This window comes from Chromobacterium violaceum ATCC 12472, from assembly GCF_000007705.1.
GTDB classification, from domain to species: domain Bacteria; phylum Pseudomonadota; class Gammaproteobacteria; order Burkholderiales; family Chromobacteriaceae; genus Chromobacterium; species Chromobacterium violaceum.
The window spans coordinates 245,241-256,649 of the sequence record NC_005085.1 but is presented as its reverse complement, the minus strand read 5'-3'; the positions used below and the strand labels follow the sequence as shown (position 1 = coordinate 256,649).

General features: G+C 65.6%; 15 protein-coding genes. 7 read left to right on the top strand and 8 right to left on the bottom strand.

The genetic code is table 11. The features are described 5' to 3' along the window. The first annotated feature begins 30 nt into the window (after positions 1–30). From CV_RS23265 to CV_RS21930, 3 genes are all read left to right on the top strand, one after another. Positions 31–396 (top strand): hypothetical protein, encoded by a 366-nt coding sequence (locus CV_RS23265; protein WP_147296171.1) that lies wholly within the window; start codon positions 31–33, stop codon positions 394–396. Positions 397–708: 312 nt separating this feature from the next. Further along, positions 709–2,115, top strand: coding sequence for a pyruvate kinase (gene pyk, locus CV_RS01170; RefSeq protein WP_011133804.1), 1,407 nt, complete (start codon positions 709–711; stop codon positions 2,113–2,115). 115 nt (positions 2,116–2,230) lie between these two features. After that, on the top strand, positions 2,231–2,995 hold the full coding sequence (locus CV_RS21930; protein ID WP_052262700.1) for a substrate-binding periplasmic protein: 765 nt from the start codon (positions 2,231–2,233) through the stop codon (positions 2,993–2,995). Between the two features lie 10 nt (positions 2,996–3,005). On the opposite strand, the gene CV_RS01160 is transcribed toward CV_RS21930, so the two are convergent. Together CV_RS01160 and CV_RS01155 are read right to left on the bottom strand one after the other, a co-directional pair. Further along, a complete protein-coding gene (locus CV_RS01160; protein ID WP_043595231.1) occupies positions 3,006–3,413 on the bottom strand; it encodes an ester cyclase in 408 nt (135 codons plus the stop codon). 151 nt (positions 3,414–3,564) lie between these two features. Beyond that, positions 3,565–3,936, bottom strand: coding sequence for a VOC family protein (locus tag CV_RS01155; RefSeq protein ID WP_011133801.1), 372 nt, complete (start codon positions 3,934–3,936; stop codon positions 3,565–3,567). A gap of 132 nt (positions 3,937–4,068) precedes the next feature. On the opposite strand from CV_RS01155, the gene CV_RS01150 reads away from it, so the two are divergent. Continuing rightward, a complete protein-coding gene (locus CV_RS01150; protein WP_043595228.1) occupies positions 4,069–5,277 on the top strand; it encodes a winged helix-turn-helix domain-containing protein in 1,209 nt (402 codons plus the stop codon). Between the two features lies 1 nt (position 5,278). On the opposite strand, the gene CV_RS01145 is transcribed toward CV_RS01150, so the two are convergent. Together CV_RS01145 and CV_RS01140 are read right to left on the bottom strand one after the other, a co-directional pair. Continuing rightward, positions 5,279–5,638 carry an EthD family reductase gene (locus tag CV_RS01145; RefSeq protein WP_011133799.1) on the bottom strand — a complete coding sequence of 120 codons (360 nt, stop codon included), beginning with the start codon at positions 5,636–5,638 and terminating at the stop codon, positions 5,279–5,281. A 95-nt stretch (positions 5,639–5,733) separates the two neighbouring features. Next, positions 5,734–6,369: a substrate-binding periplasmic protein gene (locus CV_RS01140; RefSeq protein ID WP_043595226.1), complete on the bottom strand. Its 636-nt coding sequence runs from the start codon at positions 6,367–6,369 to the stop codon at positions 5,734–5,736. A 202-nt stretch (positions 6,370–6,571) separates the two neighbouring features. Between CV_RS01140 and CV_RS01135 the strand changes: the two genes are divergently transcribed. The 3 genes from CV_RS01135 (at position 6,572) to CV_RS21925 (ending at position 8,727) form a co-directional block, all read left to right on the top strand. Continuing rightward, on the top strand, positions 6,572–6,865 hold the full coding sequence (locus tag CV_RS01135) for a hypothetical protein (protein WP_043595224.1): 294 nt from the start codon (positions 6,572–6,574) through the stop codon (positions 6,863–6,865). A gap of 97 nt (positions 6,866–6,962) precedes the next feature. Continuing rightward, positions 6,963–7,532 (top strand): PTS sugar transporter subunit IIA, encoded by a 570-nt coding sequence (locus tag CV_RS01130; protein ID WP_011133796.1) that lies wholly within the window; start codon positions 6,963–6,965, stop codon positions 7,530–7,532. A 67-nt stretch (positions 7,533–7,599) separates the two neighbouring features. Beyond that, the gene (locus CV_RS21925) at positions 7,600–8,727 is read left to right on the top strand and encodes a GGDEF domain-containing protein (RefSeq protein ID WP_011133795.1); all 1,128 of its coding nucleotides are present in this window, start codon (positions 7,600–7,602) and stop codon (positions 8,725–8,727) included. Here CV_RS21925 and CV_RS01120 read toward each other — a convergent pair. The 4 genes from CV_RS01120 to CV_RS01110 all read right to left on the bottom strand — a co-directional run bounded on the left by CV_RS01120 (position 8,724) and on the right by CV_RS01110 (position 11,376). Continuing rightward, the gene (locus tag CV_RS01120; protein WP_011133794.1) at positions 8,724–9,851 is read right to left on the bottom strand and encodes a GGDEF domain-containing protein; all 1,128 of its coding nucleotides are present in this window, start codon (positions 9,849–9,851) and stop codon (positions 8,724–8,726) included. The genes CV_RS21925 and CV_RS01120 overlap by 4 nt on opposite strands. Before the next feature lie 32 nt (positions 9,852–9,883). Continuing rightward, positions 9,884–10,054: a hypothetical protein gene (locus CV_RS23745; RefSeq protein WP_011133793.1), complete on the bottom strand. Its 171-nt coding sequence runs from the start codon at positions 10,052–10,054 to the stop codon at positions 9,884–9,886. Positions 10,055–10,327: 273 nt separating this feature from the next. Next, positions 10,328–10,567, bottom strand: a complete 240-nt coding sequence (locus CV_RS01115) for a DUF2789 domain-containing protein (RefSeq protein ID WP_011133792.1) — start codon at positions 10,565–10,567, stop codon at positions 10,328–10,330. A 101-nt stretch (positions 10,568–10,668) separates the two neighbouring features. Then, entirely contained in the window at positions 10,669–11,376 is a 708-nt protein-coding gene (locus CV_RS01110) for a sporulation protein (RefSeq protein WP_011133791.1), read from the bottom strand. Positions 11,377–11,409: the final 33 nt, after the last annotated feature.

The window sequence follows — 11,409 nt, the reverse complement described above, 5'->3', positions numbered from 1 at the left end:
TACCATGCCTGGGTGTCGACGTTGCGCTAAATGTTTGTTTTTTTGCTTATGACGTTCGTTTTATTTGCGGACAATTCTAGGCCCGAACAGAACCTTGTCAATCTTCCGGTAAAAAAAAATACATTTTCCGCACTGCAACCAGAAGAATTCATCGATAAGTACAACATGAAATCATTTAAAATCAATCAGATAAAACCTGTAACACAGCGCTACATTTTCGCACGTCCGGCCAGGACAACCTCCGCCGCGGGCAAGATGCCGGGGCAGACCGGCGGTGTCGCCGCGCAGGAGAGAGGCCTCAGGACAATAGAATGGGAAAATCTTCGATTCCGCACCGCAACAAGCATTTGCATGCGTTACAGCCGCTTGCCTGAAAACGAAAAATTAAGAAAATAATCGAACTTAAAAACCGGGAAGTCCGCGCACGACATGGTGGCAAAACGTTGTTTCGCCAACAAATAGCCGCAAACACGTAATCCTGCCGCTACAACGCAGTTATGGCAGCATGAACGGCAAGGCCGGCCGCGCATCCGGCGCGGGCGACGCGCCGGGAGTTCGACCCAGCGCAAGGAAGCGGCCGCGGCGATATGGCATCATCGCCGCAGCCGGGTACGCGACGCGGCGCCCACCGCCCGACAGCCGCCGCCGGCCAGAAGACACACGCAATGGTTCCAAGCTAATCGGCCGCATGGGCCGCAAAGGACTGTCATGCTTCGCAATACCAAAATACTCGCCACGCTCGGCCCCTCCTCCAGCGCCCCGGAAAAAATCCTGGAACTGGCCCGTTCCGGGGTCAACATCTTCCGGCTCAACATGAGCCACGGCAGCCATGACGACCATCGCGCGCGCCTGGCGGCCATCCGCGCCGCCGAAAAAACGCTGGATCGCCCGATCGGCGTGCTGGTGGACCTGCAGGGCCCCAAGCTGCGCATCGGCAAGTTTCCGCAACCAACCACGGTGAAAACCGGCGACCGCTACGAATTCGTGCTGGATGAAACGGAAGGCAATGCCGAACGCGCCACCCTGCCGCACCCGGAAGCGTTCGAGGCGCTGGAGCCCGGCCACCTGATCCTGGTGAACGACGGCAAGCTCGCCTTCGAAGTGGCGGAAATGCATCCGCGCCGCATCGTCACCCGCGTCACCGTCGGCGGGGAACTGTCCAGCAACAAGGGCTTCAACCTGCCTCACACCGTGCTGCCGCTGTCGGCCATCACCGGCAAGGACCGCAAGGACGCGGAGTTCGCGCTGGAAGAGGGCGCCGACTGGGTGGCGATGTCCTTCGTCCAGACCGCGGCCGACGTCAAGGCGCTGCGCGACATCGTCGGCAAACGCGTCGGCATCGTCGCCAAGATCGAAAAACCGTCGGCGGTGGACGATCTGGAAGCCATCGCCGAGCTGGCCGACGGCGTGATGGTGGCGCGCGGCGACCTGGGCGTGGAGCTGCCGCCGGAAGACGTGCCGGTGGTGCAGCGCCGCATCGTCCACCACTGCCGCCACCTGGGCCGCCCGGTGATCGTGGCCACCCAGATGCTGGAATCGATGATCACCGCGCCGACCCCGACCCGCGCCGAGGCCAACGACGTGGCCACCGCCGTCTACGAAGGCGCGGACGCGGTGATGCTGTCGGCCGAAACCGCCGCCGGCCAGTACCCGCTGGAGGCGGTGCAGATCATGGACCGCATCATCCGCCGCGTGGAGAACGCGCCCGACTACCGCAAGGTGATGGCGCTGGATTACAGCGCCGCCGACGAGCCGGACCGCACCGACGCCATCGCCGCCTGCGTGCGCAAGGTCAGCACCCTGCTGCCGGTCACCGTGGCCGTCGCCTTCACCACCAGCGGCGCCAGCTGTCTGTCGCTGGCGCGCGAGCGCCCGTCCACCCCCATCCTGGGCATCTCGCCCAGGCTGGAAACCGCGCGCCGCCTGACCCTGGTGTGGGGCGTGGTCGCCTACCACGGCCCGGACGCCGAGAACCTGGAAGACATGGTGGTGAAGACCACCTTCTGCGCCACCAAGCTCAGCCTGGCCGAGCAGGGCAAGCCGATGGTGATCATCGCCGGCGTGCCCTTCGGCACCCCCGGCTCCACCAACCTGCTGCGCATCGTCTATCCATAAGGCTTGGCCGGCATCGATACGACAACGGAACCTTCGGGTTCCGTTTTTTCTTGTCCGAGCCTCCGCGGTCCGCGCCGGATACTATGCTGCAACAGTGAAAACGATAGAGAACTCCATGCGGCCGATGTCTCCATTCTGGGCGCTGGCGCTGCTTCTGCTGCTGTTCGCCTGCCTGCCTTGCCGCGCCGGCGAGCCGCCCGGCCTGATCGTCGACTTCGACGCCAGCAACCCGCCGCTGATGTACGCCGACAAGCAGAGCGCGGCCGGCTTCTATCCGCTGCTGATCGCCAAGGTCTGCGAACGCGCCGGCATCGCCGTCACCCTGCGCGCCGTGTCCTGGCGCATGGCGCTGCAGGACTTGCGCGCCGGCAGCGCCGCCGCCGGCGGCATCATCAAGACCGCCAGCCGGGAAAAGCTGTTCGACTTCAGCCAGCCGCTGTTCATCGAACGGGTCGTCATGGCCTATCCCCGCGCGCGCGCGCAGCCCTACCGCCGGCTGGAAGACTTGAACGGCAAAAGGGTGGGCGTGATCGCCGGCTGGAGCTACGGCGACGCGTTCGACCAGGCCCGCAAGGACGGCAGGTTCGCCGCCTTCGACGGCGACAGCGACCAACAAAACCTGCAGCAGCTGAAACTGGGCCGGCTGGACGTGGTGCTGGGCATACGCGAGACGCTGCAGCTGGCGCTGCGGGAGGGCGGCCACCATGGCTTCGCGCTGTCGGCGGAAACGCTGGCGGCCAATCATGCCTATCTCGCCATCAACAAGCATGCTCAGCAGCAGGCCTTACTGACCCGCTTCGACCTGTCGCTGGAAGGCATGCGCAAGGACGGCAGCTACGACAGGCTGGTGCGCGGCTTCTTCAACGCCAACGGCGATTGAGAAAACCGCTTCAGGCGGCGCGGATCTGCGCGAGCGCGCCGTACAGGTCGGCGCAGCTCCAGTGCTCGGCGTATTTGCCGTCGCGCACTACCACGATGTCCATCGCGTGGATGGCGATGCGCTTGCCGCTGGCGGGCTGGCCGAAGAAGGCGCCGGTGTGGGTGGCCTCTATGGTCTTGCGCGTCACCACCTTGCCGTTTTCCTCGATCTGCTCGTGGATGTGCACGCGGATATCGGACAGCGCCGGATGCAGCATGCCGGTGAAGAAGCCGGCGAAACCGTCCGGCCCCGGCGACACGCCGGGCGGCGCCGAATGGTTGACGAAGTCGGGCGCCACCAGTTCGGCGAACGCCGCCATGTCGCCGTTTTCTATCACTTCCCGGTTGAAACGTTGAATCACTGCCTTGCTGGTATCCATGACATCGCCCAAAGAAAGGGAGCCGGCCTCGGCGCGGCATCAGGGTTGAATCGCCGGCCATCCGGCAATGATGATGGATTAAACGATAGCTGCGATTCAATTACAATCAGCTAAAAAGACAGTCCTATTCAGGATAAATGTCATTCCGCCGTCAGAAGCTGTAGCTGCTGACCTCGACCAGGTTGCCGTCCGGATCGTTGAAATACACCGAGGTGATCGGGCCCATCGCGCCGCTGCGGGTGATCGGCCCTTCGACGATGGCGACGCCCTCGCGCTTCAGGTGTTCGATCACCGCGGTCAGTGGCGCGGAAGCGATCAGGCACAGATCGCCGGAGCCGATCGCCGCATGGTTGCGCGTCTCCTGGCCCAGGGTCTGCAGATTGATCTTCTGGTTGCCGAAACGCAGCGCGCGGCGGCCATTGCCGAAGGTCACCGCCTCCAGTTTCAGCGCGCGCCGGTAGAAGTCCACCGCCGCCTCGATGTCGCGCACGGTCAGGACGATATGGTCGATATGGCTGATCATGGCCACCACTCCTGAGTGGAAAACGGACTATCCACACTGCCACAAGCGCGCCGGCTTGTCATGCCCGCGGCATTCCATGCCCATGGTCGCCGCTGGTATAGTCATCTCTCCCGCTTTCACTCCGGTCCGGACATGACGCTCCACCTGTCGCTGCAACAAGCCCGCCACCTGCAACTGGCCGCCCAGGGACTGCTTGCCGCCCCGCGCCGCAAGGCCGCCAAGACCGACGTGCTGGCCGCCGTCCGCCGCATGGCGCTGCTGCAGATCGACACCATCAGCGTGGTGGCGCGCAGCCCCTACCTGGTGCTGTACAGCCGCGTGGGCGCCTACGATCCGGCCTGGCTGGACCAGCTGCTGGCCGAGGGGGAACTGTTCGAGTACTGGGCGCACGAAGCCTGTTTCGTGCCCGCCGGCGATTACGGCCTGATGCGCCACCGGATGCTGAACGCCGAAAGCATGGGCTGGAAATATTCGCAGCGCTGGCTGGACCAGCACCGCGCCGACATCGAAGCCATCGTCGAACACATCCGCGCCCACGGTCCGGTGCGCTCCGCCGACTTCGAGCGCAAGGGCGGCAAGAGCAACGGCTGGTGGGACTGGAAGCCGGAGAAGCGCCACCTGGAAGTGCTGTTCACGCTGGGTCGGCTGATGGTGAAGGAGCGGCGCGCCTTCCAGCGCGTCTACGACCTGGCGGAACGGGTGATGCCCGGCTGGGACGACGGGCGCGACCTGCCGCCGCCGGAGGACGCGCGGCTGGAAATGGTGCGCAACAGCTGCCGCGCGCTGGGGCTGGTCAAGGCCGGCTGGGTGGCCGACTACTACCGGCTGAAACGCGCGCCGTACGGCGAGATGCTGCACGGCCTGGCCGACAAGGGCGAGCTGATCCCGGTGAAAGTGGAAGGCTGGAGCCACGACGCCTTCGTCCACGCCGGCCTGGCCGCCGAGCTGGAACTGGCCGCGGCTGGCAAGCTCAACAGCGGCAACACCGCCATCCTGTCGCCGTTCGACCCGCTGGTGTGGGACCGCAAGCGCGCGCTGGAGCTGTTCGATTTCGACTACAAGATCGAGTGCTACACGCCGGCGCCCAAACGCAAGTACGGCTACTTCACGCTGCCGGTGCTCAACCGCGGCAAGCTGGTGGGCAGGCTGGACGCCAAGGCCCACCGCAAGGAAGGCGTGTTCGAGGTCAAGTCGCTGCACCTGGAGCCGGGCGCGCGCGTCAGCCAGCGGCTGGCCGACGACCTCTCCGCGGCGCTGAGCCGGATGGCGGCATGGCACGGCGCGCCCCGGCTGGCGATAGGCCAGGCGCCCGGCGACCTGGCCGCGCGCATCCTGGCCTGAGCTACTGGGCGTTGGCGTACCAGCCGCTGACGCCGGGCTGGCGCTCGTCCCACAGCGCCACCTCGCTGAACTGGATGTCGGGCTGGATGTCGGTGTAGTTGGGAATATCGCCCATGATGCGCGAAGCCACCGGTCCGAACGCCTGCTGGAAGGCCTCCAGCGATTCGCACAGCAGCAGCGCCTGCGCGACATAGCCCGGCGCACTGCCGGGCTCGGCGCCGGACAGGCCGCGGTCCACCCGCATGCCCTTCAGGGCATTGCCCAATAACTGTTGCACCATGGGCATGTGCTGCCGCAGGTAATAGTCGAAATCGAAACGCGCGCCGGCGCGGTGCGGGTAGATGACGCTGACGGTGATCATGGCAAACCTCCGCGTGGGGATGGGAAACGTCAAGTTACCCGCTGACGGCGGATTTGCCAACGTCATCTTGAGGCGGCGCTCGTCCGGCAGATCCGCTATTCGTCGGCGCGGTAAGGCCCCATCAGTTTCTGCAACTCCCCGCTCGCCGCCATGCCTCGCATGGCCCGAGTCAGTTTGTCGGCCGCAGCACGCTGATTGGGCGACAGCCACAAGTAAATATTCAAGTGCTCGAACTGCGTGCTGTACAACTGGCTGCCATATTTTTCCTCGAATTTCCGACGATCGGCGGATTCGCTGGAAACAATGCACAGATCGACGCGCTTGATCTGCGCCATGCGGATGCATGCCTCATGGCTTGGAACCATTTCACGCAGCACAACGCCCCGGGTCATCACATCCACGCCATGCAGGCCCCGCAGAAAAGCAATATGGTAACGCTTCAGATCCTCCCAGGACTTGGGTCTGACCTCGGGCGAAGCGCTGACGGCAAAATACCAGGCCGTGCGCAAATGGGGCTCGATCCGGACGGCATCGGGAAAGAACAGCTGAAACTGCGGCCCACGATTGGGATCGCCGTCAAACTGGCCGGCGATGAATGCCGCCAGCGCACGCTCGGGAGGCAGATAGCGTATGGTGTAGCGCATGCCCGCGCGCGCAAACGCCACATCCAGCGTCTTGCGCATCGCAACCATATTGGGCGCGTCGAGCGGCGACAGATTCACCAGCCGCAACGGCGCTTCGGGCCCATCTGCCGCCTGCGCGGGGCCGAACAGTCAACAGGCCATCGCCGCGACGAAATAATGGCACACTACTGGCATGCGACTGCGCTCCTTCGGCGATTTTCCCTGCCTTGTCCCTCCGGACAGCGACCAAGCGGAACTAGGAACCCGTTCACCCGCTCTCTAGCAACATAGCCCATCAGAGGACCCAACCATGCGCATCGCCATCCTCGCCGCCAGCAGCGCGCTGCTGCTCGCCGCTTGCAACCAGCAACAGACCACCCAGCTGCAGCAGGCCGCCTCCGCCGCCATCGGCAGCGTCCATCAGGGCGTGGACAACGCCAGCGCGCCGCTCGGCCAGTTGAAGGAACAGGCCAGCGCCGCGTTGGGCACCGCCAAGCTGGCCGCCTCCGCCGCCGCCCAGAATCCGGAGCTGAAACAGCAGATGGACAAGCTCAAGGAGCAGGCGTCGGCGCTCAAGGGCGCGATCCTGCCGAAGAAGGAATAGCGTTGACGACATTTTGATGTCCGGCCGCCATTTATTTAGCTTCAATTTAGACACGCCGACCTAGCATGAGCCTGCATCCCCACACAGGAGAAGGTCCATGCAAACCCTGGCCGACATCTGTCGCTGCGGCGACATCCTGCTGGACGTCGACATACCGGATAAACGCCAGCTGTTCGAATACGCCGCCCGTCAGCTGGGCCAGCGCCACGCGCTGAACGCGCCGGCGCTGCAGGCGGCGCTGCAACAGCGCGAGGCCACCGGCAGCACGGCGCTGGGCCACGGCCTGGCCTTGCCCCATGCCCGCGTGGAAGGCCTGGCCGGAGCGCGCGCGCTGTTCATCGGCCTGAAACGGGGGCTGGACTTCGGCGCCCCGGACCAGGAAGCCGTGCGCGGCGCGCTGGTGCTGCTGTTGCCTCGCGACACCCGCGCGCCGCACCTGCAACTGCTGGCGGAGATCGCCCGCATCTTCGCCGAACGCCCTTTCCGCGCCGAACTGGCCGCCTGCCGCCTGCCCGAGCAGGTGGACCGCTTGTTCCAGCGCTGGTCCGACCCAGAGCCCGGCAACGACCCGCACTTCATGCTGGACAGCAACCGCTATTTCCTCGACGCGGAGGCCTGCCTGCGCCCCGACTACAGCGTGCGCCGCAAGGTGACCGCCCGCTTCTGACCGTGACAGCGTAAAAACGCCTTTGCTAGGATGAGACGATGGCTCTCTCCTCCCGCAACAGGCCCGCATGTCCAATTCCCTGCTGATCATGGTTTCGCTGGCGGTCGCCAGCATCGGTCTCATCACCTGGCAGCACAGCGTGCGCTCCGACCTGATGCGGGCGCGGCGCCGCTGGCTGCAGGCCTCGCTGCTGCTGGCCGCCGGCATGCTGGTGGAAGGCTACGTGGAGCCCGGCAAGGGAGAAATGCTGCGCCTGGCGCTGGGCAGCGGCATGAGCAACGCCGGCATCGCGCTGCAGCTGACCATCATCGCCCGCGTCACCGGCCTCAAGCCGCCCAACTGGCTGTGGCTGGCCTTCGGCGCGGTGTCGGCGCTGGACAAGCTGCTGCCTTATCCCCCGCTGATGCTGGCGCTGGAAAGCGCCGAGATCCCCATCCTCTATCTGGCCGCGGCCTGGCTATACCAGCGCGCCGAGCGCCTGGTCAGCCGCAACCGCTTCAGCCCCACCGCGCTGCTGTTTCTGCTGGGCGCGCTGCTGTTTATCTGGCGCGACGCCAGCGATTTCTATCTCAGGCTGCAGGCGACGCCGATCCAGCCGGACAATCTGGATCAACTGCATCAACTGGCGCTGGCCTTCGCCGCCGCCGCCCAGGTCTGCGGCGCGGTGGGCTTTCTCAACATCGTGCTGCAGCGCCAGCACAACCGGCTGGAGGACGCCGCCAACCTGGATCCGCTGACCGGCGCCGGCAACCGCCGCGCGCTGCAATACTGGCTGCGCACGCTGGAAGCCTCGGTGGAGCGCGTGTGCGTGGTGATGCTGGACATCGACCATTTCAAGTCGGTCAACGACCGCTACGGCCACCCGGCCGGCGACGCGGTGCTGCAGGCGCTGGCGATGGTGCTGCGCAGCGGCATCCGCGACAACGACATGCTGATCCGTTACGGCGGGGAGGAGTTCTGCCTGCTGATGCCGGACGCCGACATCGACGACGCCGTGCAGGCGGCGGAACGGCTGCTGCAGGCTTTCCGCCAGCTGGCGCCGCTGCCCGGCCATCCGGAACTGCGCTGCACCTTCTCCGCCGGCGCGCACGAATGGGATTGCCGCCGCCAGGATTTCGCCGAGGCCCAGCAGAAAGCCGACCAAGCCTTGTACCTGGCCAAGCAGGACGGACGCGACCGGGTGCGCCGGCACTAGCGCCCGACTACCGGCGCGTCCTCGCTGGCTTTCTCATCGGCCTTGCCCGGGCCGGCCGCCGGATCCATCCGGTGGCGCTGCTTCATCTCGTACATGCGCTGGTCGGCCTTGCCCAGCAGCTCCTCCGGCAGCACGAAATCGTCGGGCCCGGTTTCCGAACAGCCGACGCTCAGGCTCAAGCCCGGCAAGATGGTGGCGAGTTCGTCGACCAGGCGCTGGAGAAAGGTTTCTTCCGCCTGCTTCTGGTCGCAATTGGGCAGCACGATGCAGAACTCGTCGCCGCCGTAGCGGAAGCAGCCGTCCTCGAGGCGGGTGATGCGGCTGATGGTCTCGCCCAGCAGGCGCAGCACCTCGTCGCCGCGCTGGTGGCCTTCGCTGTCGTTGAGCAGCTTGAAATGGTCGACGTCCAGATACACCAGCGCCACTTTTTCGCGGCGGCGCTGCGCGCTGCGCAGCACCCGGGTCAGCGTCTCGTCCAGATAGCGCCGGTTGAGCAGTCCGGTCAAGGGATCGGTGCGCGACAGCTCCTCCAGCTGGCGGGTGCGCGTCGCCACCTTTTCCTCCAGCGTGCGCGCGTACTGCTCGGACTTGTTGCGCGAGGTTTCGATCTCCGCCACCAGGCTGCGGATATAGGTCTCGAACACCAGCGCCACGTCGAACATCATCAGCTTGTCCAGCGCCTGCAAGGTGTGCAGCCGAACCTCGGCATCCGGTATCAGCTCGGTCAGCTTTTCCGCCAGCAGGAACTTCAACGAATCCACCGCGGCCAGGTACAGCTTGGGCTCGACGCCGATGCGCTTGTGCACCAGTCCGATGCGCAAGCGGATGTTCACGTATTCCAGATCGTAGATGCCGCTGAACAGGTCGACCACGTAGCGGCGCTGCGCGCTGCGCAGCCGCTGCAGCGTGTCGGCGTCGCCGATCAGCAGCGCGATTTCCGGCGTGCTGGTCTGCAGCTCGTAAAATCGCGTCACCAGTTCTTCCAGATGCGATTCCACCAGGTTGCCCGCCGCGCGCAGCAGCATTTCGTCGCGCGGCGCCAACGCGAACAGATGCTTGCGCTGCTCGATCTCGAACTCGGTGATGCGCAGCTGTTCCAGCAGGGTTTGATCGGTCTGTTTCATCCCGCTCCCCGTCTGCACGGTATCCCTTAAAGCTATATGCCGCGGGACTGACATTCAATGCCCTTCGCCGGATTCAAGCCTTCCAGCCAGCCGCTTGGCCGCAAGAAGCCGTCGGCGCGGCCGACCAGCGCGATGCCATGCTTGACGTTCGCCGGCGCACACGGAACGCCGTGCGCGGCATCGCCGACAATATCGGCCGGCATGCTGCGAAGCTGGCACGATGTCTACGCCCGCTTCGGCGCGAATACGCTGAAAACCTTCGGCGCGCCGTCCGAACCCGGCGTGAGGCTGGGCGAGGACGGCATCTTCTTCATCGACATCCGGCCGCTATGGCGGCAATGGGAAGGCGACGGCGGCGATCGACGACGGCCGGCGCACTTGGGTTTACGTCGCCGCCGTATAGGCGCTGGCGCGGAAAACGGCATACGGCGGCTTATCCACAAGCCACCGTCCGTTCTCGACTTTATCCACACACGCTACGCTTCGCCCTGTTGCAACAGCACCGCCAGCTCGTCCGCCGCCTCGCTCCATTCGGCGTCGCATTCCAGCGCCTGACGCAAGAAAGCCGCCTGCGCGGGCGTCCAGAACGGCGCCTCGGGCAAGGGGACGCGAGGCGGCAGCGGGTGGCTGTCGATGAAGGCGCGGATGGCGGCCGGCTCGTCTTCCAGGCCCAGCTGGCGAAACAGGCCGGGCAACAAGTGATTGCTGGTGTCCATCGCTGACTCCCTGGGCTGGTCCACTCCCTCATGCTAGACCTCCGCGGCAGCCTCTGTCCGCCAGCAAGCGGAAAACCGGCCCCATCGGCCGGTTTTGGCGCTCACCATCCCAATCTGGCGCGGATTTCCAGCTCCCAATCCCTGTCTTCCCAATCCGGCTCCATCCGCAGGCTCAGGCAGTGCTCGCCATCCGCGGCGTCGATTTCGACCATCGCGTGGGAAACGCCCCGGCCATCGGACACGAAGGTCAGCGCGATGCCGTTCCAGTTCCAGCCGGCGTCGCGCGGCCGCAGTTCGAACCACTGCCGGCACACCGGCGAGCCGGTCGCGCGGGCGGGGCCGGACAATTCCCAACCCAGGCTGGAGAAAGCCCGCAGCACCGTCTCCGCCTGCCGCGTCGGCAGCACCTGCAGCCGATCGCCGCCGCCGGCGTCGCGCGGCCTGTTCAGCGCCAGATCGGTATGGATCCACACCAGCGGCTCGCCGCCCAGGGCCGGATGACAGTTGACGGGGGTATCTTCCGGCAGCGTCAGCTGGAACGGCAGCCTCCATTGGCAAGCCGCCGGAATCCGGCACGGTCCGCTGACCGGCAGGCTGGCCAGCGTCAGCGCCTCGCGGCGTTCCCCGCCGCCGCGCTCAGCCTCGGCCAGCAACAGCAGCGCTATCCTGGCGATGTCCTGGTCGACGGCTCCTCCGCTGACCACGACCTCGCCGCGCAGCGTCTCGCCGGCCCGCAGGCGCGGATTCAGCAACCGGGTATCCACGGTGGCGCCGCCGCTATCGGCGGCGGCAAAAAACGATTTCAGCATGTTTTTTTTCTTGGCAATCCGAGTGAAGGCGGC